The 24,390-nt window shown below is 62.4% G+C and carries 21 protein-coding genes and 2 pseudogenes; 8 read left to right on the forward strand and 15 right to left on the reverse strand.

Annotation, left to right across the window (positions count from 1 at the left end):
• Positions 1–80: 80 nt before the first annotated feature.
• Positions 81–1,085: a LacI family DNA-binding transcriptional regulator gene (locus ACM0PB_RS10120; RefSeq protein ID WP_065178148.1), complete on the reverse strand. Its 1,005-nt coding sequence runs from the start codon at positions 1,083–1,085 to the stop codon at positions 81–83.
• Between the two features lie 95 nt (positions 1,086–1,180).
• Here ACM0PB_RS10120 and ACM0PB_RS10125 point away from each other — a divergent pair, with 95 nt between their 5' ends.
• Genes ACM0PB_RS10125 through ACM0PB_RS10145 form a run of 5 tightly spaced genes read left to right on the forward strand, consistent with a single transcriptional unit; the run spans position 1,181 to position 5,816 of the window.
• Positions 1,181–2,233: a sugar phosphate isomerase/epimerase family protein gene (locus tag ACM0PB_RS10125; protein ID WP_065186011.1), complete on the forward strand. Its 1,053-nt coding sequence runs from the start codon at positions 1,181–1,183 to the stop codon at positions 2,231–2,233.
• 27 nt (positions 2,234–2,260) lie between these two features.
• On the forward strand, positions 2,261–3,478 hold the full coding sequence (locus ACM0PB_RS10130; RefSeq protein WP_005415643.1) for a nucleoside permease: 1,218 nt from the start codon (positions 2,261–2,263) through the stop codon (positions 3,476–3,478).
• Between the two features lie 12 nt (positions 3,479–3,490).
• Positions 3,491–4,615: a Gfo/Idh/MocA family protein gene (locus ACM0PB_RS10135; RefSeq protein ID WP_065186012.1), complete on the forward strand. Its 1,125-nt coding sequence runs from the start codon at positions 3,491–3,493 to the stop codon at positions 4,613–4,615.
• 19 nt (positions 4,616–4,634) lie between these two features.
• On the forward strand, positions 4,635–5,501 hold the full coding sequence (locus tag ACM0PB_RS10140) for a sugar phosphate isomerase/epimerase family protein (RefSeq protein WP_065178151.1): 867 nt from the start codon (positions 4,635–4,637) through the stop codon (positions 5,499–5,501).
• 18 nt (positions 5,502–5,519) lie between these two features.
• Positions 5,520–5,816 carry a c-type cytochrome gene (locus tag ACM0PB_RS10145; RefSeq protein ID WP_005415640.1) on the forward strand — a complete coding sequence of 99 codons (297 nt, stop codon included), beginning with the start codon at positions 5,520–5,522 and terminating at the stop codon, positions 5,814–5,816.
• 10 nt (positions 5,817–5,826) lie between these two features.
• Here ACM0PB_RS10145 and ACM0PB_RS10150 read toward each other — a convergent pair whose 3' ends face one another.
• The 11 genes and pseudogenes from ACM0PB_RS10150 to ACM0PB_RS10200 all read right to left on the reverse strand — a co-directional run.
• Positions 5,827–6,585, reverse strand: coding sequence for a 3-keto-disaccharide hydrolase (locus ACM0PB_RS10150; protein WP_065178152.1), 759 nt, complete (start codon positions 6,583–6,585; stop codon positions 5,827–5,829).
• Entirely contained in the window at positions 6,585–7,160 is a 576-nt protein-coding gene (locus tag ACM0PB_RS10155) for a gluconate 2-dehydrogenase subunit 3 family protein (protein WP_005415638.1), read from the reverse strand. The genes ACM0PB_RS10150 and ACM0PB_RS10155 overlap by 1 nt, the downstream gene beginning before the upstream one ends.
• A complete protein-coding gene (locus ACM0PB_RS10160; protein WP_065196569.1) occupies positions 7,160–8,845 on the reverse strand; it encodes a GMC oxidoreductase in 1,686 nt (561 codons plus the stop codon). Before ACM0PB_RS10160 ends, ACM0PB_RS10155 begins: the two co-directional genes overlap by 1 nt.
• Before the next feature lie 27 nt (positions 8,846–8,872).
• A complete protein-coding gene (locus tag ACM0PB_RS10165; protein WP_235649505.1) occupies positions 8,873–9,769 on the reverse strand; it encodes a hydroxypyruvate isomerase family protein in 897 nt (298 codons plus the stop codon).
• Positions 9,770–10,280: 511 nt separating this feature from the next.
• Positions 10,281–10,826, reverse strand: a complete 546-nt coding sequence (locus ACM0PB_RS10170) for an Imm57 family immunity protein (RefSeq protein ID WP_196769394.1) — start codon at positions 10,824–10,826, stop codon at positions 10,281–10,283.
• 549 nt (positions 10,827–11,375) lie between these two features.
• Positions 11,376–11,546, reverse strand: coding sequence for a hypothetical protein (locus ACM0PB_RS10175; RefSeq protein WP_196769395.1), 171 nt, complete (start codon positions 11,544–11,546; stop codon positions 11,376–11,378).
• Between the two features lie 201 nt (positions 11,547–11,747).
• Positions 11,748–12,140, reverse strand: a complete 393-nt coding sequence (locus tag ACM0PB_RS10180; RefSeq protein ID WP_235649504.1) for a tetratricopeptide repeat protein — start codon at positions 12,138–12,140, stop codon at positions 11,748–11,750.
• The gene (locus tag ACM0PB_RS10185; protein ID WP_065178157.1) at positions 12,130–12,954 is read right to left on the reverse strand and encodes an RHS repeat domain-containing protein; all 825 of its coding nucleotides are present in this window, start codon (positions 12,952–12,954) and stop codon (positions 12,130–12,132) included. The genes ACM0PB_RS10180 and ACM0PB_RS10185 overlap by 11 nt, the downstream gene beginning before the upstream one ends.
• A 142-nt stretch (positions 12,955–13,096) precedes the next feature.
• On the reverse strand, positions 13,097–13,513 hold the full coding sequence (locus ACM0PB_RS10190; protein ID WP_049416238.1) for a tetratricopeptide repeat protein: 417 nt from the start codon (positions 13,511–13,513) through the stop codon (positions 13,097–13,099).
• Entirely contained in the window at positions 13,500–14,189 is a 690-nt protein-coding gene (locus tag ACM0PB_RS10195; RefSeq protein WP_235649503.1) for an RHS repeat-associated core domain-containing protein, read from the reverse strand. The genes ACM0PB_RS10190 and ACM0PB_RS10195 overlap by 14 nt, the downstream gene beginning before the upstream one ends.
• Positions 14,174–15,121: pseudogene (locus tag ACM0PB_RS10200) on the reverse strand (IS5 family transposase); the annotation flags it as partial. The gene ACM0PB_RS10195 and the pseudogene ACM0PB_RS10200, both read right to left, overlap by 16 nt.
• A gap of 216 nt (positions 15,122–15,337) precedes the next feature.
• On the opposite strand from ACM0PB_RS10200, the pseudogene ACM0PB_RS10205 reads away from it, so the two are divergent.
• Positions 15,338–15,709: pseudogene (locus tag ACM0PB_RS10205) on the forward strand (H-NS histone family protein).
• A gap of 72 nt (positions 15,710–15,781) precedes the next feature.
• On the opposite strand, the gene ACM0PB_RS10210 reads toward ACM0PB_RS10205, so the two are convergent.
• The 3 genes from ACM0PB_RS10210 to ACM0PB_RS10220 form a co-directional block, all read right to left on the reverse strand.
• Complete coding sequence (locus ACM0PB_RS10210; RefSeq protein WP_155760660.1) at positions 15,782–16,186, reverse strand: tetratricopeptide repeat protein; 405 nt, start codon at positions 16,184–16,186, stop codon at positions 15,782–15,784.
• Positions 16,170–20,738, reverse strand: coding sequence for an RHS repeat-associated core domain-containing protein (locus ACM0PB_RS10215; RefSeq protein WP_447907404.1), 4,569 nt, complete (start codon positions 20,736–20,738; stop codon positions 16,170–16,172). Before ACM0PB_RS10215 ends, ACM0PB_RS10210 begins: the two co-directional genes overlap by 17 nt.
• A gap of 491 nt (positions 20,739–21,229) precedes the next feature.
• Positions 21,230–21,802 (reverse strand): single-stranded DNA-binding protein, encoded by a 573-nt coding sequence (locus tag ACM0PB_RS10220; RefSeq protein ID WP_043034165.1) that lies wholly within the window; start codon positions 21,800–21,802, stop codon positions 21,230–21,232.
• A gap of 291 nt (positions 21,803–22,093) precedes the next feature.
• On the opposite strand from ACM0PB_RS10220, the gene ACM0PB_RS10225 reads away from it, so the two are divergent.
• Both ACM0PB_RS10225 and ACM0PB_RS10230 read left to right on the forward strand, forming a co-directional pair.
• Positions 22,094–23,125, forward strand: a complete 1,032-nt coding sequence (locus tag ACM0PB_RS10225) for a LacI family DNA-binding transcriptional regulator (RefSeq protein ID WP_065177905.1) — start codon at positions 22,094–22,096, stop codon at positions 23,123–23,125.
• A 351-nt stretch (positions 23,126–23,476) separates the two neighbouring features.
• Complete coding sequence (locus tag ACM0PB_RS10230; protein ID WP_065177906.1) at positions 23,477–24,379, forward strand: ABC transporter ATP-binding protein; 903 nt, start codon at positions 23,477–23,479, stop codon at positions 24,377–24,379.
• Positions 24,380–24,390: the final 11 nt, after the last annotated feature.

A 24,390-nucleotide genomic window follows, 5' to 3' on the forward strand; every position in this document is an offset into this window, starting at 1 on the left:
CTTTGCGTCAATTCGGGATCAAGGTCGCGGGACGACGCGCGGGCCGGCCGCCCCGCTCCGGCTGCCCTGCCTCGCCTCCGCTACCGCCGAGGCGCCGCTGTCGAACCGCGCAGCATGAAGCTGAACTCCAGCGTCTGCTGAAGCGGTACATCGACCTGTTCAATGATGGCGAGCAGCAGGTTGACCGCGCGCTCGCCGATTTCACGCATCGGCTGCTGGATGGTCGTCAGCGGCGGGGTGAGGTAACGCGACGAGGCCAGGTCGTCGAAGCCGACGATGGAGAGCGCTTCCGGAACGCGGATGCCCCGGTCGCGACAGGCCGCCAGTGCCCCCAGTGCCATCTGGTCGCTGAAGCAGAACACCGCGGTCGGCACGGGCGTGCCGTCCAGCAGCGCCATCACCGCCGCATGCCCGGACTCAACGGAAAAGTCCCCGGGCACGATGCTCAGCTGGCGCAGGCGACCCCGCGCCTTGCCGGCGGCCCGGACCCCTTCCAGCCGCTGCTGGTGCAGGGGGTTGTCAGGTGGCCCGCCGACCACGGCGATCCGTTCGTGCCCCAGGCCGTACAGGTGCTCCATCACCGCGCGTGCGGCGGCCGCGTTGTCGATATGGACGCTGGGGATGCCCAGTGCGGGGTCGAACTCGCATCCATTGACCACCGGCGCAGCTGCGCCGCGCTGCTCGACGATCTCGCGCGCGGTCGGTGGCAGGCGATGGCCCAGCACGATCATGCCGTCTGCCTCGTTGCGCCGGAGCATCTGCGCGTAGCGCTCCTCACGATCGGGTTGATGCTGGGTATCGCCCAGCAGAACCGCGTAGCCGACCGCCTGCGCGGCCTCCTCCGCACCCTGCAGGATCTGTGCGAAGAACGGATTGGCGATGTCCGGGACGGTGACCAGGATCTTGCCGCTGCGCTGGGTCTTGAGCGTGCGGGCCACCGTGTTGGGCACATAGCCCAATGCGACGGCGGCCTGCTCGATGCGCGCACGGGTAGCCGGCAGCACCTTGTCCGGCCGGGAAAGCGCCCGTGACACCGTGCCTGCGGAGACGCCGACGTGCCTGGCGATGTCGTAGATGGTGGCCATGGCGTTAGTTCTCCTGTCCGCTGTGCAGTGCACAACAGGTCCTGCGTGCGCCCCTGCTAGGATAATGCAATCGATTGCATCGAGGGCGAATCACGTTGAAGACGCTCAAGGGTCCAGCGCTGTTCCTGGCGCAGTTCATCGGCGACACAGCTCCTTTTGATCGGCTGGACACGCTGGCCGGATGGGCCGCGGGTCTGGGCTATTCTGGCGTACAAGTTCCCACCTCCGCGCCCTACCTGTTCGATCTGGCCGCGGCGGCACGCAGCCAGGCGTACTGCGACGATGTTGCCGGCATGCTGGCCGGGCACGGCCTGCAGATCACCGAACTGTCGACCCACCTGCAGGGGCAGCTGGTCGCGGTCCATCCCGCCTACGACAGCCTGTTCGACGGATTCGCACCCGCCGACGTGCGCGGCAACCCGCCCGCGCGCCAGGCCTGGGCCGTGGAGCAGCTGCGGCTCGCCGCGCAGGCCAGCCAGCGCCTGGGGCTGACCGCGCACGCCACCTTCTCCGGTGCGCTGGCCTGGCCCTACTTCTATCCGTGGCCGCAGCGCCCGCCGGGCCTGGTGGAAGAAGCCTTCGCCGAACTGGGCCGTCGCTGGCGCCCGATCCTGGATGTGTTCGACGCCTGCGGCGTGGACCTGTGCTTCGAACTCCATCCCGGCGAGGACCTGCACGACGGCGCGACCTTCGAGCGCTTCCTCGATGAGGTCGACCATCATCCCCGCGCGAAGATCCTGTACGACCCCAGCCACCTGCTGCTACAGCAGATGGACTACCTCGGCTTCATCGACCGCTACCACGCCCGCATCGGCATCTTCCACGTCAAGGACGCGGAGTATCGCCCCAGCGCGCGCAGCGGCGTGTATGGCGGCTACCAGGACTGGATCGATCGTCCGGGCCGGTTCCGCTCACCCGGTGACGGCCAGATCGACTTCAAGGCGATCTTCTCGAAGTTCGCCCAGTACGACTTCCCCGGCTGGGCGGTGCTGGAATGGGAGTGCTGCCTGAAACACCCGGAGGACGGCGCGCGCGAGGGTGCCGCCTTCATCCGCGATCACATCATCCATGTGACCGAACGCGCCTTCGACGACTTTGCCGGGAGCGACACGGACGCTGGATCACTGCGCCGCATGCTGGGAATCTGAGCCACGACCGCCCCGGGAGGGCAAGCCATGACGCACGCCATGTCGCGCCTGGGCGCGATGATGTTTCTGCAGTTCTTCATCTGGGGGGCGTGGTTCGTCACCCTGGGTACCTACCTGGTACAGGGCCCGCTGCAGGCCAGCGCAAGCCAGGTGGCAACGGCGTTCCTCAGCCAGTCCATCGGCGCCATCGTGGCGCCGTTCCTGGTCGGCCTGATCGCAGACCGCTACTTCGCGGCGCAGCGCATCCTGGCGATACTGCACCTGGCAGGCGCGGTGCTGATGTGGCTGGCGTCCACCGCCACCAGCTTCAGCATGTTCTCCGCCTGCGTGATGGGCTACATGCTGCTGTTCATGCCGACGCTGGCACTGGCCAACAGCGTCGCCATGCGGCACATGCAATCGCCGGAGAAGCAGTTCCCGCTGGTACGCGTGGCCGGCAGCATCGGCTGGATCATCGCCGGGGTGCTGATCGGCTGGCTGGGCTGGGAACAGGCGCACCGGCTTGAACTGACCTTCCGCATGGCCGCATTGGCATCGCTGGTGCTGGGCCTGTATGCGTTCACCCTGCCGCACACGCCGCCGCTGGCGCAGCAGCGCGATGCCGGGCTGGGACAGATCCTGGGGCTGGATTCATTGCGGTTGCTGAAGTCGCGCGCCTACCTGGTGTTCTTCCTGGCTTCCATCGCCATCTGCATCCCGCTGTCGTTCTACTACAACTTCACCAATCCGTATCTCAACGACCTCGGTGTGCACGGCGCCGCCGGACTGCAGTCGCTGGGCCAGGTCTCCGAAGTGCTGCTGATGCTGGCCATGCCGTTCCTGTTCGTGCGGCTGGGGGTGAAGACCATGCTGGCGGTCGGCATGGCGGCCTGGGTCGTGCGCTACGCGCTGTTCGCCTTCGGCGATGCGGGCAGTGGCTTCTCCCTGCTTGTGATCGGCATCGTACTGCATGGCATCTGCTACGACTTCTTCTTCGTCACCGGCCAGATCTACACCGATGCCCACGCCGGCCCCGCCGCGCGCAGCAGCGCGCAGGGCTTCATCACCCTGGCCACCTATGGCGTGGGCATGCTGATCGGCACCTTCCTGTCCGGCGCGGTAGTGGAGCACTTCACCACTGCAGCGGGCCCGGACTGGCAGCAGATCTGGTTGTTCCCGGCCGGCGTCGCACTGGTGGTGTTGATCGCCTTCCTGCTGCTGTTCCGCGACCGCCCGGTAGCTGCGGCCGCGTCGTCCACCCCCTGAGGAGACCAGCCGATGCCCCCGCTTGGAATCGCCATCATTGGTACCGGCATGATCGGTGCGGTGCATCGCCGCGCGGCACTGCTGGCTGGCGCCGAGGTGCGCGGCGTGGCCGCCTCGTCGCCGCAGCGCGCGCGCGAGGTGGCGCACGCGTGGAATGTCCCGCGCGCCTATCGCGATATCGAGGACGTCGTCGCTGATCCCCAGGTACAGGTCGTGCACATCTGCACGCCCAATCATCTGCACCGCACGATGGCGCAGGCCGCACTGGAAGCCGGCAAGCACGTGATCTGCGAGAAACCGTTGGCGACGACGCTGGACGATGCGCAGGCGCTGGCGGCGCTGGCCGCCTCGACCGGATTGATCGCCACCGTCCCCTTCGTCTACCGCTACCACCCGGTGGTCCGCGAGGCACGTGCACGCATCGCGCAGGGCGATCTGGGGCCACTGCACCTGATCCATGGCAGCTACCTGCAGGACTGGCTGCTGGACCCGGCCAGCAACAACTGGCGGGTTGACCCGGCACTGGGTGGTACATCGCGCGTGTTCGCTGACATCGGGTCGCATTGGTGCGACCTGGTTGAATGGGTCAGCGGCGAGTGCTTCGCCGAAGTGAACGCGGCGTTTGCCACGGTGATCGCCGAACGCAGCGCAACCACCTCCCAGAGCTTCAGCACGCCGGCGACAGACGGCGCAAAGCAAGCGGTCGAGAGCGAGGACGTGGCCGCAGCGATGTTCAGGACCGGCGCGGGCACGCTGGCGTCATTGACGGTCAGCCAGGTCTCGGCCGGACGCCACAACCGGCTCTGGTTCGAGATCGACGGCGCCAACGCCAGCGTGGCGTTCAACCAGGAGGATGCCGAGCGGCTGTGGATCGGCCTGCCCGAACAGCGCGAGGAAATCTTCGTGCGCGGCCCGGGCGCCGGCAGCGCCGAACAACGCCGGTTGTCGCCGCTGCCAGCGGGGCACGCGCAGGGCTACGGGCAGTGCTTCGAAGCGTTCGTGGCCGATACCTATCGCGCCATTGAAGGCGAGCGGCCGCAGGGCCTGCCCACCTTCGAAGACGGCCTGCGCTCGGCGCGGATCGTTGATCGTGTCATTGCATCGGCCAGGTCACGCACCTGGACCACCATCGGTTGAATCCCGGGAGGATCTGTTGATGAACATCCCTGTCCGTAGAACTGCAACCCTCGTCCTGCTGCTGCTCGCAGTCCTGCCCGCCTTCGCAGGGAACACAGCCGGTGCGCAGAAGCCCATCGCCGTGCAGATGTACACGCTGCGCAACGCCGGCCCGCTTGACCAACAGCTGAAGATCGTCCACGACGCGGGCGTGCGTGCGGTGGAAACCGTCGGTACGCAGAATGCAAGCGCTGCGGAACTGAAACAGTTGCTGGACCGTTACTCGATCAAAGCGGTTTCGTCGCACGTTCAGCTGGCCGAGCTGCGCGACAACCTGGATGCCGTGGTGGCCTTCAACCGCTCGATTGGCAACAGCACGCTGGTGGTGCCCTACCTGGACCAGAAGGACCGCCCGCGCGATGCCGCCGGCTGGACCGCATTGGGACGGGAGCTGGGCCGGATTGCCAGGCAGGTGCGCGGCAGGGGGATGCAGCTGGCCTACCACAACCACGACTTCGAGCTGGTCGACTTCAATGGCAGAACCGGACTGGAGCTGCTGTTCGACGCCGCCGGCCCCGAGCTGCAGACCGAACTGGACCTGGCCTGGGTCGCGCGCGCGGGCCTGGACCCGGCCGTGATGCTTGGCAAGTTCCGCGGCCACGTATTTGCGGTACACGCCAAGGACAATGCGCCCAAGGGCCAGGCCGAAGACGAAGGTGGATTCGCTGCGGTCGGCCAGGGCGTGCTGGACTGGAACGCGATCCTGCCAGCCGCCGCCAACGCTGGCGTGCAGTGGTACATCGTCGAACACGACCAGCCACGCGACCCCGCCAAGGTCATCCAGGCCGGCGCGGACTACCTGCGTGAACACCTGACTACCAACCCGCCCACCCGCGCCGACCGCTGACGCATCAAGGAGCCCCACATGAAAATGATCCTGGCAGTGGCCGTGGCTCTGGGCGGCATGAACGTTGCGACGGCAGCGTGGGCCAAGGACGACCCGGCCGCGGGTGCGAAACTCTACGCCCAGCACTGCACTGCCTGCCACGGTGCTGAACGCACCGGTGTACCACCGACGTTCCCGGCGCTCACCGATGTCGGCAAGCGGCTGCAGCCCGCCCAGGTCAAGGACAGGATCAGGAAGGGCGGCGGCCTGATGCCACCCTTCCCGCAGCTGTCACAGCAGGAGATCGATGACATCGCCAGCTACCTGGCGAAGTAGCCGGTGAGCGCTACAGCTCGCGCACCCAGATGTTGCGGTAGCTGACCTTGGAGTCATGTTCCTGCAGATACAGCGGCGCGCACCCATGCGGTGCGTACGAAGGCGCACCGATGTATTCGGTCCTGCCCGCCAGCACGGTGTCGTCCTGTACCAGCACGCCGTTGTGCAGCACGGTGATCCGTGCGGGCGACGTCAGGCCGCCGCCCGGCGAGAAGCGCGGGGCCTTCCAGATGATGTCGTAGACCTGCCACTGGCCCGGTGCGCGCGAGGCGTTCACCCGTGGCATGGCCTGCTTGTAGATGGAACCCGCCTGGCCATTGGCATAGGTCGGGTTGTGGTAACTGTCGAGCACCTGCAGTTCATACAGTTCCTGCAGGAAGATCCCGCTGTTGCCCCGGTTCTGGCCGTCGAAGCCCTTCGTTTCGGTGGGCGTGCGCCACTCGACATGCAGCTGGACATCGCAGAAGCGTTGCCGGGTGCGGATGCCCTTGCTGCCCGGAACAACCGTCATGGCGCCATCGGCCACCTCCCAGGGCACGCGGCCACCCTGCTCCGCCTCCCACGCGGAGACATCCTTGCCATCGAACAGCACGATCGCATCGGACGGTGCCTTGCCAGGTGGCGTTGCCACGGTCGCGGGCACAGGGGTCCACACTTCCGTCTTCTTCGGGTCACGCACAGCGTCGGCATTATCCTGTGCGAACGCAGATGCAGCGGCCAGCAGGCCGGCGGTGATCAACGCAGGGCGGATCATCAGGTTGGTGTCCATCAGCTGGTCCCCCAGGCAGGTGTGCCGGGGACATAGGCGAGGTCACCGTCGTAGCGCCCCGGCACGGCGACGTACTGCAGCACCCCGGTCGCACCGACCTTGGAGGTGAAGAAGCCGAAGATGGCCAGCTGCTTGATCATCGTGAAGTAATGCGGCATGGCTTCGCCCTCTTCGGGCGTTCCGGTCTCGGTCACGTCTGCGTTGCGCGCCTTGGCTTCGGCATCCAGTGTACGCAGCAACCCGGTGCGCGCCTCCGGCGTGAGCGACACGAAGCGGCCACCGGCGCGCTTGTCGATGTCCGCCAGCCCGGCGCGGAACACCGCCTGCTGCCTGGCGGTGTAGCAGTCGCTGACGAACGTCGCCATGAACGCACCGGCGCCCGCGTCCTTCGCCCCGGGTGTCCGGGTCCGCGGCAGGATGGTTTCGGCAATCTCGTCCAGCGTGCCGATTTCGGCATCGGAGAACGCGGCCATCATCCCGGCCGCTGGTGCTTTGCCATGTACCAGCGCTGGCAGGCCAACCATCGCCGCACCGGTGGCGGCGACGATCATCTTCAGCAGTTCGCGGCGATCCATCACAGGTTCCCCGCTTTCAGTTCGCGTACCGCGTGGTCGGCCGCGCGCGCGGTCAGCGCCATGTAGGTCAGCGACGGATTCACGCAGGCGCTGGAGGTCATGCAGGCACCGTCGGTGACGTACACATTGGGCGCATCCCACACCTGGTTGTGCGCGTTCAACACCGAGCTCTTCCGGTCACGTCCCATACGCGCAGTCCCCATCTCATGGATGCCCTTGCCCGGGGCGTAGTCGTTGTCGTGCATCTTCACGTCCTTGACCCCGGCCGCCTCCAGCATCTCGGCGGCGTCAGCGGCCATGTCCTTGCGCATCGCCAGTTCGTTGGCACGCATGGCAACGTCCATCGCCAGCACCGGCAGCCCCCACTTGTCCTTGCGGTCGCGGTCCAGGCGGATCGTATTGTCGTGGTGCGGCAGCATTTCACCGAACCCGGTCATGCCGATGCGCCAGTCACCCGGCACGGTCAGCGCCTCCTTCAGGTCGGCACCGATGTTCAGCTCGGCGATCTCGCGCGACCAGCCGGTGCGGCTGGCACCGCCCTGGTAGCCGAATCCGCGCAGGTAGCCACGCTTGTCGGCGGCGACATTGCGGAACCGCGGAATGTAGAAGCCGCACGGACGGCGGCCGAAGTAGTACTTGTCTTCGTAGCCCTCGACCCGGCCCGAGGCGCCCGCACCGAAATGATGGTCCATCACGTTGTGCCCCAGCTCGCCCGACGAAGAACCCAGCCCCCCCTCCCAGACATCGGTGGCCGAGTTCATCAGCAGCCAGGTCGAGTTGAAGGACGATGCGTTGAGGAAGATGACCTTGGCCGTGTACTGATAGGTCTGCCCGGTCTCGGCGTCGATCACCTCCACGCCACGCGCGCGCTTGCGATCCTTGTCGTAGAGCACTTCCTTGACGATCGAGAACGGCCGCAGGGTCAGGTTGCCGGTCTTCATCGCCGCCGGCAGCGTCGCCGACTGGGTGGAGAAGTAGGCACCAAAGGGACAGCCCAGAATGCACTTGTTGCGATACTGGCAGTTCACGCGCCCCTGCTCGGGCATCGGCTGGGTGATGTTGGCAGTGCGCGAGTGGATCATGTGCCGCGTGCCACCAAAGGCCTTCTTGATCCGCGCGGCCACGTCCTTCTCGACGATGTTCAACGGGATCGGCGGCAGGAACTCACCATCCGGCAGCACGTCCAGTCCCTCGCGCGTGCCGGCGATGCCGGCGAACTTTTCCACATGGTCGTACCACGGCGCGATGTCGGCATAGCGGATCGGCCAGTCGGTGGCAATGCCATCCTTGAGGTTGGCTTCGAAGTCCAGGTCGGAAAACCGATAGCTCTGCCGGCCCCACATCAGCGAGCGCCCACCCACGTGGTAGCCACGGAACCAGTCGAAACGCTTGGTTTCGATGTAGGGTGAGTCCTGCTCGTTGGCCCACATTCCTTCCAGGTTCTCGGCGAGGCCGTAGTCGCGCATCAGCACCGGAAAAGCGGCCTTCATCGCCTGCGTTGGCCGATTGCGGTGCGGGAAGTCCCACGCCTCCTTCATCGCGTTGACGTAGTCCTTGACGTGCTCGATGTTACGGCCACGTTCCAGCATCAGGACCTTCAGGCCCTTTTCGGTCAGCTCCTTCGCCGCCCAACCGCCACTGATTCCCGAGCCAACAACAATGGCGTCGTAGTGATTATCTGCCATGGGTTTCTCACCTGGGTGGATATCGTTTCAGACGTCGCAGAGGCGGATCGCCTCGCGCAATGAGGCAACGGCATCGGGCGCGGCAGGCGTGAACTCCTGCGCCAGATACCCCTTGAAACCGGTGTCGCGGATCGCGCGACAGATGGCCGGATAGTTCAGCTCCTGCCGGTCCCCGATCTCGTTCCGGCCGGGCACGCCTGCGGTGTGGTAATGCTTGAAGCAGGCGTGGTGTTTCCCGATGGTGGCGATGATGTCGCCTTCCATGATCTGCATGTGGTAGATGTCGTAGAGCAGGCCGAAGTTGTCCGAGCCGAGCCGCTGGCACAGCTCCACGCCCCAGGCAGAGTGGTCGCACAGGTAGTCGCGATGATCGACCCTGGAGTTCAGCAGTTCCATCACCAGCACCACACCGCGCTTCTCGGCATGCCCGAGGATGCGCTTGAGGCCGGCCTCGGCATTGGCCATGCCGTCCTGCGGGTCCATACCGTTGCGGTTGCCGGAGAAGCAGATGAGGTTGCGGTAGCCGGCATCGGCGACCAGGTCGATGTGCCGCGTGTAGCGCTCCACCAGCGGGTCGTGGAATTCGCGGCCGGCAAAGCCCTTGGTCAGGCCCAGCTCCGCGCCATTGCACATCGAGCTGTAGACGCCGTTCGCCTTCAGCGTGGGCCAGTCTTCCGGGCCGACCAGGTCGATGGCGGCGAAGCCGATGTCCTTCACCGTCGTGCAGAGCTGGGCGACCGACAGCTGCGGGAAGGTCCAACGCGCCACGGAGTGCTTCAGGTTGCCCTTGAGCGCTGCGGTGGCGGCGAATGCAGGCAACGCTCCCGCAGTACCCAGGGCTACGCCTCCAGCAACCGCCATGCGCAACGCATCACGCCGCGTGAGGCCCGTCGCCGGAGCCGGTCTGATCGAATGGATGGACATCCACCTGCCGGCCTCCCAACCGGTATCAAACGCAACGATTCACAGCAATGCAATCGATTGCACCATAGGGGATGAAATTGGATGCTTGCAAGTTGCGGTGCACGAAAATTGATGCTGCGAAGCACAATGCCAACGACATCGCGCAGAAAGAAAAGCCCCGCATTGGCGGGGCTTTCTTTTCTAACCAGATCAGTCGCCTGAGATGAAATCTACTGGCTTTTTTCTCAAGCGAGCGAGCAAAGTCAGTAGAACTTCGATGCCCCGAGCCAAGGCATTGGCCCTATTCTCAGAGGCATTGAATGATCACCGGGCGTTCGTAGCCTCACGAACCATATCAGCCAGTTCCTGGATGTCTTCGTTCTGCATCCGGGTGCACCCCACCGCCAGGGCCCAGCCCTGCCTCGGAGCCGGCGGATTGCAGAACTGTATAGCTCGCGACGTCGAGCGACATTAGTCAACCAAGCCAAGGCTTCGCGAATCACGTACGCATCAGCTTTTTCCGACGACCGACTCAGAAGCCGTCACATTCACCGCCTGCATTGGCTAGCCGGACAGCTTCACGCAGGGATCGCTGGATGTCCGCCACTGAGCTGCAAATATTCTCGGGCGCCACGTCGAACTTTGCAGCGCCGGCCCGACGTTTGAAAGCAGCAAGTTCGGACATGCATTGCCCTGCCAGCTTTTTGGCATCCAGCTTCGACGCGGCCTGAACCGTTGAATTGCCATGCGCGGCGAGGTAGCACTTGTAGTCCTCGGAAAGCGCTCCATCCATACGAAATCGCGACAGCTCAACCAAGTGCCGAGGAGCGGCAGCACTCCTGCTGCCCCCTATCAAGGCGAGACCAAGCTCAGCACCGTCTGCTCCTACACAAGCATATGGCGTCTGAGAGCACAGTGACTTGCTCTCGGAACTTTTGTGCACCACCAGCGAGGCAAGAATAGAGTGTTCGGCCATCTCAATGTCCGCCGCGAGTCTCTCTGCAAGCGGCCGCGCGGACACGGAAGACCCAAGCAGAACGCAAAGGATGAGGCACGAAATTTGCGCAGTGGTATTCATCGGCTCACCAGAAACGTGGGGGAAGACGGACCAAAAGGCGTTTGCACAGCTGTGTGACCTTATCAGGGATCTGCCAAATGTATTGGTTCCTTGAGCGGGCTCCAAGGCTCGGCCATTGGGCTTGCTTTGGTGAAGAACAGCGCAATTGGGCATAGGCCCGCGGTGACCGTGTCCGCAGGATCTGCGACAGTCCCGCGCCAGTTCGCCAGGCTTATGGCCGTCCTTCGCACGCCGTCATCAAGACCCGCCGAGACCCTGCACAGATCCATAGTCGAAACGGGCCGATGCTGATGATTGCCTCCCCGGCCAGCGATGGACTCGAGCAGACTTCTTCCCGTACTGCTCTCCGTTCTCAAATCTGATTAGCTCAGATGTTTCGTCCCTCATCCATCAACATCTCGCCGTAGGTAGAAGGCTGGGGCACGACCGGATACTGCCAAACGAAAAAAGCCCCCTTTCATAAAGATGGGGACCTCTATCAACACTAAAAGTGTCCAGTAGGAATCAGAACGGTTGTGACTACCAAACGTGTAAACAAATCCTCGCTGGTCAAGCAAGACAGGCGTTCTGTTCGATTGAGCCTGTTCGAACGTAGTCATCTGCACTCGTCAGGTGCACCCGCCAGTCAAGAGCATCGACACAGCCCGGCAGGCGCGCGCCAGGGATATCCCCGCCTTCTAGCCATTCCTTTACTTCATCCAGGCCCAAGAACTTCGCCATCCTCATCATCCAAACCAAGGCAACGCCTGCCTTGGGACGAATCAAAAATAATGTACTCGCGCAAAAGCTTGAGAAATTCATCGAAGACAACGCTGCCAGCCACGCACGGCTGGGAGAGCAACCTCATCAAGGCGTAGAGCTCGTGACGTCGAGCGAAAGTAATCGATCAAGCCAAGGCTTCGCGATTAGCGAACGCGTCAGCTATTCGTCTTCGTCACCTGCAGCCTCAACGATATCGTTGATGAACTGAAGGGCCCTGCGATGCTCTTCGAGGACTGCGTCATGGGCGGGTACACCAGGACAAGCAATCTTGGAGAAGGCATGAATGACCTCCTTAGCTTCCTCATATCGTTCCAGCCGAAGCAGGCAGTCCACGAGTCCAGACGCGACCAACACATCGCGAGGACGAAGCTTCTCAAGCGCACGAAGCGCCCAGAGGGACAACTCCGCATCATCGCTCCGAAAACCAATCCCAACAAGAAACAACCACGCGACCGCACTAGCGGGATCGCGCCTTACAAGATCCAAAAGGTGGTGACGCGCGCCATTGTCGTCACCCGCCTCAAGCATCTTGGTAATTTCATTAATATCCATCAAGGTCGCTCTGCTTCATTAACTTCTGACACCGATAGGGAACGCACCCAAGCATGCAGCGTGCCAAGTTCCCACCCCAGACGCCCGGCTGATCGAAATCAACCTTAGCGCGCGTGCAGGTAGTCTTACAGCCCTGAATATGGCTTTGGCAGTCAGCAATGAAGTCATCGTCATCCCCGTCGGCACACGCAGATCTGATCAATGCAACAGCCATCCGCGACGCTGGGCTATTCGGATTCAGAATGCCGTTCGGACCTGCCCCCAACATCTCACCCACCTTAACGGCATTTCTGAGGCTATCGCTGTTGATCTTTGGGCCAAAACCCCAGTTACCGTTCGGGTTGCTGAGGTCTGTCCCATTGTACGCCCCAACGGCACCCGGGCCGCCCGTGACCGCGGGGGGCGGGGGCAGCAAAGGAATTGCCTGCATCCCATCGGGGTCAATCGAGGTAAGCGGGTTGCCCTTCACGTAGCCATAGGTGCTGATTCCCCCCTGCAATCCGAGCGGGTCTGACGTCACGAAGCGGCCACTGGCGGGATCGTAGTCACGCTGAAGGTTGTAGTGAAGGCCGCTTTCAGCGTCGTATCGCTGCCCAGGGAAGCGCATTGCGAACTCAAAAAGCGTGTCGTCCTGGTCCGGATCCTCGTTTGGTGCCGTCGCACCGAACGCTTCCCCCTTCAGATCCCAACTCCAAACTGCGACGTCACGGGTTGGGTCAACGACAACGCGAGGGGTGCCCAGATGATCCGGCTGAACGTAGTAGAGGGCGCTGCCCTTCAACAATCCGACGGGCAGGTTGTCCGACCAGATCACCTGCTGAAGTGCAATACCCGGTCGCCGAAAGCCACCGACGCGGCCCTGGAGGCGTCTTGATTGCTCAAGCTGAAGCGCCTCCTATTGACAATCAGATGACTGGACCTCAACCAGGAGAGGGAATGCCCCTCTCCTGACATCTTCAATCACCGCTCCCAGTTCGGCCGTCACCCAACGACGGCTGCTCCGCACGCATTCGCTCTTCAATCAAACTCAGTGCGTCCTCGTGTTCTTCCAAGACTGCATCGTGGAAGGGAGCGCCTCTTTTGGCCACCTTACGGAAGGAGAGGATTACCTCGCGGGCCTCCTGGTAGCGCTCGATACTCATAAGTGCATCGACCAACCCAGACGCCACATAGGCATCGTGAGGGCGGGTCTTTTCGAGTGCCCGAAACGCGCGAAGGGACAATTCTGCGTCATTCGCGCGCATGCCGATGGCTGCGAGAAGTAGCCAAGCCCCTTCCGTTTCATGACCTTGGTCAACGAAATCAATCAGCCAAGCGCGCGCTCTAGGAACGTCTCCCGCTTCAAGCCAGCTTTTTACTTCATCGAATTCCATTGAGGTCATCTTCAGTTATTTTGTCTTGGCAACGCCAAGATACGCATCCAGTAAGGCAACGGGCCCTGCTTCCACCCCATACTCCCTTAAGGTCGGGATCCCTGCGGGCGCGACTGCAGATTGACACGCAGTGCTCAATCTCCTTCCTGCAGTCCTCATCCTTGTCTCTGTCCGAGCAGGCTTGCTTCAGCACTGCCAATGACATCTGCGACGTAGCGCTATTGGGATTGAGCAAACCGTTGGGACCGATCCCCATCATTTCTTGGAGCATCAAGACATTCTTGAGGGAGTCCAAGTTGATTTTCGGACCAAAATCCCAATTGCCGTTCGGATTGCTGAGGTTTGTCTCATTGTACGCCCCAACGGCACCCGGGGCGCCCGTGACCACGGGGGGCGGGGGCATTAAAGGAATTGCCAGCATCCCATCCGGGTCAACCGAGGTGAGAGGGTTGCCCTTCACGTAGCCATAGGTGCTGATTCCCCCCTGCAATCCGAGCGGGTCTGACGTCACGAAGCGGCCACTGGCGGGATCGTAGTCACGCTGAACGTTGTAGTGAAGGCCGCTCTCAGCGTCGTATCGCTGCCCAGGGAAGCACATCGCGAACTCAAACAGCGTGCCATCCTGGTCCGGATCCTCGTTTGGTGCCGTCGCACCGAACGCTTCCTGGCCATCCACAGATTGCCCAGTGCAAACAGCATCATCAGGCGATCGGTGTTCTTCTGCAGGCCCCGGTAGCGCACTTTGGCGTAGCCAAACTGCTGTTTGATCACTCGAAACGGATGTTCCACTTCCGTCCGCACGCTGGCTTCGATCTTCTCGGCCTCATCCAGCAGCTGGTGCTGTGTCTGCTTGAGGTCCAGTGCCTTGCGCTTGCCTGGGCGCATGGCCGCGTGCTATTTCGCCTTGCTGCCCTACAGTTCCTGGCGCTTGTCCACGCCTTGGTAGCCCGCATCGCCCCACGCATGCTTTTCCTTACCGTGCAGCAAGCCCACTGCCTGCGTCACGTCGTTGACGTTGGCCGCCGTGCCAATGACGGTATGCACCAGGCCTGTGTCGGCATCCACGCCAATGTGCGCCTTCATGCCGAAGTACCACTGATTGCCCTTCTTGGTCTGGTGCATTTGCGGATCGCACTGCCCATCCTTGTTCTTGGTCGAGCTGGGCGCGGCAATGAGGGTGGCATCGACAATGGTGCCGGTCTTGAGCATCAAGCCTTGCTGAGCCAGGCCGGTGTTGATTGCAGCCAGTATCTGCGGGGCCAGCTGGTGTTTTTCCAGCAGATGGCGAAAACGCAAGATGGTGGTTTCATCAGGCATGCGTGCTGCGCCATCAAGGCCGGCAAAGCGCCGATACAGCGGCCGCTCGTGCAGTTCTTCCCCCATCGCAGGATCACTCAGGTTCCACCACAGTTGCAGGCAGTGAATGCGCAACATGGGCTCAATGGGAAACGGCGGGCGCCCGCCCAAGACTCGGTGCGCACCGCGAGCGAACGGGGCAATGAGGGCCACCAGTGCTGCCCAGGGCACAACCCGGTTCATTTCGTCGAGAAAGACTTGCTTGCGGGTCTTCTTGGGCAGTGGGTCCAAGCTCAGGGTGATTTGATCCATAGAGCAATTGTCATGGATGCTTGACGTTAATTACAGATCTGCCAGGGGAGGTTTTGCAGACTTTCCCTAAGCGACCCAGGCAAGTTCTACCCGTAGATCTGCAACTGTTGCCTGGGCCTTACCGAATTCTGAAGGAGGGCTTGGGCGCCCCTGCGAGCGTTCGCATCGGATTCCATTTGGAATTACCCTAAAGCCCTCACCGCTCGGATCAAACAGATGACCATTGATGTCAGCGGCCTGTCGGCCAAAGAACTCAAAGCCCTCATCACTCAGGCAGAAAAACAGCAAACCAAAGTGCTGACTCGGCCCAAAGCCGCAGCCATGCGAGCTAAGATCAACAAATAAGTCAAGGATCATGCTTACACGATAGAGGAGTTGTATGCCCTCCCCTCAGCAGCGACGGCAGACAAGCCAAAGAATGCAAAAGGTCGGAAAATCACCCAAAGCCGTAAGTTGGGCAAGGTGGCTCCGAAGTATCGCAATCCGGCGAATCCTGAAGAGACCTGGACTGGGCGCGGAAGGCAGCCTAAGTGGATGGCCCTGCTGGTTGCTAAGGGAGCATCGCCTCAAGATTTCCTGATTAGTTAATCCTGCCACCAACCAAGGCGGCCGGCTACTGCATTGCATGCAGCCGGCCGATGAATGACGCAGGACCAGCTGTCAGGGTGAGCCTGAGCTCCTGTCTATAGCCTCAAGTCTATCGTTGATGAACTGAAGTGCTCTGCGATGTTCTTGCAGCACGGTATCGTGAGCAGGAATTCCAGGAACGGCTGCATCCGAAAAGGCGCGAATGACCTCCTTCGCCTCGCCATAGCGCTCCAGCTGAATCAAACAGTCCACCAACCCAGAAACAACGAACGCATCACGCGGTCGGGTTTTTTCAAGCTGGCGCAACGCTTGCAGCGATAGATTCGCGTCATTTGTTCGAAAACCGAGGCCGACCAACAATAGCCAAGCGCGCTCGGAAGAGGGATCACGCTCAACGATCTCCAACAGTTGCTTACGAGCACCATCCAAGTCGCCCGACTCCAGCAGCAACTTGGCACTCCTAATATCCATTGACATCGCTCTCCTTGATCAAGTCTTGACAGCGGTGCGGGACGCAGCCGGTCATGCAACGAACGAAGCTTCCCCCCCACACACCAGGCTGTCTGAAGTCACCGCCTGCGCGCGTGCATGTCACTTTGCAGGCTTGAATGTGCTCTTGGCAGTCTGCCTCAAGATCATCCTCCCCATCCGCACATGCCGACCGAATCAACGCAACCGCCATCTTGGACGCGGAACTCTGCGGGTTCAGGATACCATTCGGTCCAAGAAGACCGTTTGGCCCAACCCCCAGCATCTCACCCGCCTTAAGGGCATTACTAAGGCTATCGCTGTTGATCTTTGGACCAAAATCCCAATTGCCGTTCGGATTGCTGAGGTCGCCCCCATTGTACGCCCCAACGGCACCCGGGGCGCCCGTGACCACGGGGGGCGGGGGCAGCAAAGGAATTGCCTGCATCCCATCGGGGTCAATCGAGGTAAGCGGGTTGCCCTTCACGTAGCCGTAGGTGCTGATTCCCCCATGCAATCCGAGCGGGTCTGACGTCACGAAGCGGCCACTGGCGGGATCGTAGTCACGCTGAACGTTGTAGTGAAGGCCGCTCTCAGCGTCGTATCGCTGCCCAGGGAAGCGCATCGCGAACTCAAACAGCGTGCCGTCCTGGTCCGGATCCTCGTTTGGTGCCGTCGCACCGAACGCTTCCCCCTTCAGATCCCAACTCCAAACTGCGACGTCACGGGCTGGATCAACGACAACGCGAGGGGTGCCCAGATGATCCGGCTGAACGTAGTAGAGCGCGCTACCCTTCAGCAATCCGACAGGCAGGTTGTCCAACCAGATCACCTGCTGACGCGCAATACCCGCCTGGTCGTATTCCCCCAGCCATTGCCCGCGCTCATCGTAGAGACTCAGCGCTGAGGCATCTCCGGCCTTACGGGCGATCTGCTGGCCAAGATCGTTGTAATGGTATTCCGCAGCAACCGCGCCGTTTCGCTTCACCGCACTCAGGCGCCCCATTGCGTTGTAAGCAAACTCGCGTTCTACGCCTTGGATCGAAAGCGTGTTGCCAGCCGCATCGTAGGCACGCGACACGCCCCCGACGCTTTGCAGGCGATGACTGTCTGACGGATAGACGTAGGCTTGATCAACTCCATTGACCTTCGCGGACGTGCGATTGCCCGTGGCGTCGTAGGCGTAGCTGTCGATGATCGAGCCAGTCGCCGCATCCTTGAAGGCAGTCAGTCGGCTCAATGCGTCATAGGTCATCGATACGGACGTTGCCCCGGTCCCTCCGGAGGTGAGGCCGGTCAACTCGCCCACGGCACTGAACGAGAAGGCTGCATTCAGTGCTCCCGAGCCACTGCCGATCAACGCTGACGGACGGTAATCCTGGTCAACGTCTCGCGCCAGCGTACGCCCGTTGCCGTAGGCCCAGCCTGCAGTGGGGCCGAAGGGATGGCGCTTTGCACTGGAAAGCAACACGACACGAGCAGCACCCGGTCGCGTCACGCCGATCTCGGTGACCATGCCGGCTGCATCTCGCTTGTAGTCCGCCACCATTCCGTCAGGATAGGTGACAGAACGAAGTCGGCCAGCATTGGTATAGGCATAGCTGACGCCTACGCTCTGCCCCGATGACGTCTGCACCTTGCGCGTCACATTGCCGGCGCGATCGTAGCAATACTGGGTTTTAGCGCCGTCATCCTGCATGGATGAGAGCCGCCCGCTTGCAAACGACTCACCAGCTGAGCAGATGTCCTCGACTTGGTCATACACGTATGACGCAACAATCGCTTGGTCCCCATAAACCTTGCGCACCACGCGTCCCAGGGCATCGTATGTGTAGCTGCTAGCCGTGCCGTTGGCGTCAACCTGCTTCGCCGGCTGCCCTGCACCGTTGTAACTGGCAGTGGTTGCGCCCGTGTCAGGACTCTGGCGGCTCAACAAGTCGCCCAGCCCTGAATAGCCGTAAATGGTCGCCAGGCCTTTGGGATCGACCACCTTGGTGGTCCGGCCTTCGACGTCATACTCGTATCGCGTCTCGACCGCCATTCCGGAAACGTCCTGAAGCACCCTGCTGGGCCTTCCATAGGGATCGTAGTCAAACTGCGTCTTGCGCTTCAGGGCATCGGTGATGAGCTGGACGTTGTTCGCCAGGTCATACGTAAAGTCGGTTGAATTCCCCGCTGCCGTCTTCTGGGACACCAGTTGCCCCAGCTTGTTGTAAACGCGAGAGAGCGAACGCTTCAGTCCACCACCTGCGTCGAACACCTCCTCTTTGGTGCGATTGCCTGCCACATCGAGGGTGTAGCGAATGTTGTTCCCGGCCCCGTCATTGATCTGGACGAGACGGTGCGCATCATCGTAGGTGTAGCTGAGGGATACTCCATCGGGGTCAACAAGCGATGCGACATTACCTGTCGCATCATAGGAAAGGGAGGTCACTCGATCGTTGGTAGACGCAGCTCCGTCCACGCTGTTCCGCTCAGTTATCGAGGTGAGCTTGCCTCGAGTGGAATAGCCAAAATCATGGATCGTGCCGGTCGCGTCTCGAAGGCGGCTGACACGTCCATTTCGGTCGTAGGCCAGCCGTGTCGTCACTTGACCGAGAGCATTGATCTCGGACTGAAGGTCACTAGCGCGGTGGCAGGAGCCCCCGAGAACGCCGCAACCCGACTCATCCGCGGTCAGGTAGTAGGTGTACCTGGTAACGTCCTGAACATCGGACCGCGGCCCGTCTTCGGCAAGGACAAGACCCACTTGCGGGCATTGGGTGGCATCCACCGCCGAGCAGTAGGCGGTGGTCCATTGGCGAACCCCAGCGGGCGCATTGGTCGCAGCTCCGCACGCATACCCGACCGCAGCCGAATTGGCAGGATCCACCTCGCACCGCGCGACCTCCAGGCCCAACGCGTTGTACTTCCATGAACTGCTGGAAACGGCCACGCCCGCAGAGTTCTTTACCACCCGACTCAGGGGCAAACGGAGTGCGCTATCCCACGTGGTCGTCGTGGTGCGCTGCTGTGGGGTGTCGGCGGCGTCAACCTGTTCGGCCAGTAGCCCGTCTGCCGTGTACGTGGTCCTTGTGGTGATTCCCTTGAAGTCCGTGACCGACGCCGGGTAGCCGTTCGTGTCATAGGTCATGGCTTTGTAGGGTTGGTTGCACTGGTCGCCACAGGGGGCCGAACCGCCCGCGGGCATCAAACGCCCCTTTCCTGTATCCACGAAGCCCAACTTGGAAGTGGCTCCGAGCGGCCCCTTGACGGTTACTGGCAGCGTTCCCTTCCAGGTGGAAGCGGCGTAGTCCAAGGTTGTGGTATCAACTCCGCCAGCGAACTCTGCGTGATAGGCGCGATGGTTGTAGTCGAACTTTATGGTCTCGTAACGGACGCCTTTCTCATCCACAATTCCTGTGAGGAAGGACGTGCCTGCGACAGTGGGACTGTTTGCTGTTTCGTTGTAGATGTAGCCCTTGCTTGTGGTATCCGGATAGGTCACCGAGGCAAGCTGTCCTGCGGGGTTGTAGCCAAACGTTTGCGATGCACCGTCTGGCAACATCATCGTGGTCAAACGCGATGATGCATCATACTTAAAGTTCAAGGTGCGCCCGCTGACGTCGCCAACAGTCAACAGGAGCCCAGCGACTGGCGCTACGTCTGCCGGCGTGGTTGCGTCTGAATACTGCAAGGACAGAAGCTTCCTGCCTGCAGAGTCATAGACCTCCTTCAGCAAGCCTGTTGCATCGTAGATTTCGGTCTGGCGGTTGGCCGCTAACTGCAATGCATAGCCAGTGCCCGCCTCTCGATCGACGAGCACGTCTGCGACATCAGCATCGACGATCCAGCCGCTCGGGGTTCGAGTGAACAGCTCTGAACTGCCATCCGGCCGAATGGCACGGATGAACGTGCGGTCTCCGGCCGCTCCCGTGGTGGGTGCAAGCACTTCGAGTCGCCGATCAAAAAGATGGCGCCACTGACGACCCAAAGAAGAACCCGGGGCACGAGCAGAACTGTTGTAGAACCGCCGGAACATCAGGCCTGACGGAGACTCGAAGTCCGTTTCCTGCCGATAGAAGTTGCCAGTGGAGGTATTGATCGGATCACCCTCAAACGGGCTTCCTGGATCACGGGCGTTAGCCTTTGAAGCACTGTCAGCAGCACCTCGAGCACCAGTTCCATCGGTAGCGGAGCCAAGCCCGGCCGAACAACGCTTCTGGCACCCGCCGAAGTTCTTCTGGGGCTGTCCAATCAGTATCTCGGAAGCAAAAACGTTGTCACTAACACTTCCATTGACGTAGATCGTCGCAGCCCAGCCGTCGGTGCCGTATCGCACCGTGACAACGGGCGGCTTGGTGCACTTGGGGTCCTGTTGGCAAGGGGCTTGGATCTTCCCAACCAGGAAATTGACCGCAGCACCGATGCTCTCAAACGAGCCAACCCCGCGAAACGACTGGACCTTGTAGGGAGGACCGTAGTAGGTGGCTGCACTTGCCGTCGATGTGCCGCCTAATGCCAGGCAGAAGGAGAGAATCGCGGCAGCCTTGTGACTGCGCAGGGGCATTGCAAATGCCATTGGTACACGCTCCATGTGAAATACAGCTGGCAAGTCCGGCCAAAGGACTCCATCCGACATCAATCCTTAATGCGCGGAACGAACATCTTCTCTCCCCCAACCTTGCTGGGGATGGGCAAATCCTAGAGCAAGCTAATGACAGATTTTGTGCGCCAAAACAAGCTTTGGAGAAGCACACCGCAATTGAGCATAGGCCCGCGGTAACCGTGTCCACAGAGTATGCGACAGCCCCGCGCCAGCTCGTTAGGCTTATGCCTGTCCTTCGCACGCCGTATCAAGACCCGCCGAAGCCATGCACCAGCGATGGGCTCGAGCAGACGGCTTTCCCGTGTCGCTCTCCATTCTGATTCGCTATGGTGTGTCGCCAGTCATCCATCAACACCCTGCCGCAAGTAGATGGTTAGATCACGGCCGGATTCTGCCTAACGAAAAAAAGGCCCCCATCCACAACGATGAGGGCCTCTATCAACACTAAAACCGTCAAGTAGGAATCAGAACGGAATATCGTCGTCAGCGAAGTCGTCCATCGGCGGCGCCTGCTGCGGCTGCGGACGCTGGTTGCCACCCTGGTTGCCGTAGCCGCCGCCCTGGTTGCCGCCCTGGTTGCCATAGCCACCGCCCTGGCCACCACGCTGGCCGCCGCCACCGCCGCCATACTCCTGGCGCGGCGCCTGCTGGCGCTGCGGACGATCGCCGCCGTAGTTGCCGCCACCACCGCCGCCGCCTTCACCGCGGCCGCCCAGCATCTGCATTTCATCGGCGATGATGTCGGTGGAGTACTTCTCCACGCCGTCCTGGCCGGTGTACTTGTCGTAACGCAGGCTGCCTTCGACGTAGACCGAGCTGCCCTTGCGCAGGTACTCGCCGGCGATCTCGCCGAGCTTGCCGAAGAACACCACGCGGTGCCATTCGGTGCGCTCCTGCTGGTTGCCGTCCTTGTCCTTGCGGACGCTGGTGGTGGCCAGGCTGATGCGGGTGATCGCCATGCCGCCCTGGGTGTACTTCACGTCCGGGTCGTTGCCGAGATTGCCGACCAGGATGACTTTGTTGATGCCGCGCGCCATAGGTACCTTCGTCCGTTGTCCAGGGGCAGACCGCCAGTGATAGCACAGCCCCGGGCGGGGTGCAGTACGCTGGGCCGCCCCTGGTGAAATTTGGGGGAATGCGAGAACGACGCATCTTACCATTGCCGCCGCCGTCCGCCCGGTCAGGAGACCCCGACCGCACCGAAGGATCAGGCTGATTTCCTTGTCCGGCAATGACTTACCTTCGCCCCGACCGACGTCCAGAGAGGCATTCGCGTCTGCGCATGGCATCATGCCCGGGCACCTTCCACCTGCCCGCTCCGCCCGCCCATGACGATCAAAGGCAAAGCCACCTCCCTGGACATCGCCCACCTGGCCGGGGTCTCCCAGCCGACCGTGTCGCGGGCCCTGCGTGGCAGCCCGATGGTCAACGCCGAGACCCGCGAGCGCATCCTGCGCATCGCCCGCGAGCTGAATTACAAGGTCGACAAGAACGCCTCCAGCCTGCGCCTGCGCAATGCCGGCACGCTGGCCCTGCTGTTCTTCGAGGATCCGACCAACGACGATTCGCTGATCAACCCGTTCTTCCATTCGATGCTGGGCTCGATCACCCGCGCCTGCGCCCTGCACGGGCAGGACCTGCTGGTGTCGTTCCAGCAGCTGTCCACCGACTGGCAGGCCGATTACGAAGACAGCAACAAGGCCGACGGCATCATCCTGCTCGGTTATGGCGACTACCACGAATCGCGCGACCGCCTGCAGCGGCTGGTTGAACAGGGCACGCACTTCGTGCGCTGGGGCGCCGCCCTGCCCGGCCAGCCCGGTGTCTCGATCGGCAGCGACAACTTCCAGGGCGGGCATGACATCACCACCCACCTGTTGCTGCAGGGCTGCCGCCGCATCGCCTTCCTTGGCCATGCCTCCAGCCACTACCCCGAATTCCAGGAGCGCTACCGCGGCCATGTCGCGGCGCTGCAGGACCACGGCCTGGCTGCCGAACCGGCGCTGCAGCACGATGCGATCACCACCGAGGCCTCCGGCCAGGAGGCCTGCCAGGCGCTGCTGGCGCGCGGCGAGCCGATCGACGCGATCTGCGCGGCCAGCGACCTGATCGCCATCGGTGCGATGCGCGCCCTGCGCGAGGCCGGGCTGCGGGTACCGCAGGACGTGGCGGTGACCGGCTTCGACGACATCCCGCTGGCCGCTTCGGTATCCCCGGCGCTGACCACCGTGCAGCAGGACACCAAGCAGGCCGGGCAGCTGCTGGTGGAGCGCCTGCTGACGCTGATCGGCCGGCAGCCGGTGGACAGCCAGAGCATCCCGGTGAAGCTGGTCGTGCGCGAATCATCCCTGCGCGGGTAGGCGCCGCTGGGCCGGCGCTCCGGCCAACGCACGATGGCGGGATTCTCCCCCCATGACCAACGGCGGATGACGCCTGCCTGCTCGTAAGCGATAAACACGACGCACGTGTGGCATATCGGTGGCACCCCTCCTGAACTGCCAGCTGGTGGTCGAACGGGAGCCCATCGCATGCGATCCGGTGTTGCAGCCCTGCGCCTGCAGGACATCCGCGAAGATCGGTGATCTCTGGGACATGTCCTATAGGACGTTGCAGCTGCACGTCCCAGAGTTTCAGCCTTCAAGGCCGGCAACCCGATTTCAGGTCGCCCGGTCGATTCCACCTCGGTCCGCCTCTTCTCCTGGAGCTGCCAAGTGCTGAAGATCGATTCGCTGTCCAAGACGTACGCCAACGGCGTGCATGCCCTCAACAACGTCACCCTGGACATCCCGCGCGGCATGTTCGGCCTGCTCGGCCCGAACGGCGCTGGCAAGTCGTCGCTGATGCGCACGCTGTCCACCCTGCAGGAGGCCGACAGCGGCACGGCGACGCTCAGCATTCCGGGCGAGGCGCCGATCGACGTACTGCGCGACAAGGAGGCGGTGCGCCGCCGGCTGGGCTACCTGCCGCAGGATTTCGGCGTGTACCCGAAAGTCAGCGCGCTGGACCTGCTGGAACATTTCGCGGTGCTGAAGGGCCTGACCCAGCGCGCCCAGCGTCGCGAGGTGGTCGATGGACTGCTGCAGCAGGTGAACCTCTGGGACGCGCGCAAGCGCAAGCTGGGCACCTACTCCGGCGGCATGCGCCAGCGCTTCGGCATCGCTCAGGCGCTGTTGGGTGACCCACGCTTGGTAATCGTCGACGAACCCACCGCCGGCCTCGATCCGGAGGAACGCAACCGCTTCCTCAACCTGCTGGCGGCGATTGGCGAGAACGTGGCGGTGATCCTGTCCACCCACATCGTCGAGGACGTGACCGACCTGTGCCCGACGATGGCGATCATGAACAAGGGCCAGGTACTGCTGACCGGGCGACCGGCCGATGCCATCGATGCCCTGCAGCAGCAGGTCTGGCGCAAGCAGGTCGATCCTTCGGAACTGGCCGACCATGAAGCACGCTACGTGGTGCTCTCGACCCGCCTGGTCGGGGGCCGCCCAGTGATCCACGTGCACAGCGCCAACGACCCCGGCGATGGCTTCGCGGCCGTGGCTCCCGACCTTGAGGACGTGTACTTCCAGCGCCTGCGCCTGCAGGCCCGTGCCCGCGCGGCAGCCTGAGCGGAGCACAC

Source organism: Stenotrophomonas sp. AR029 (assembly GCF_047520695.2).
Taxonomy (GTDB): domain Bacteria; phylum Pseudomonadota; class Gammaproteobacteria; order Xanthomonadales; family Xanthomonadaceae; genus Stenotrophomonas; species Stenotrophomonas sepilia.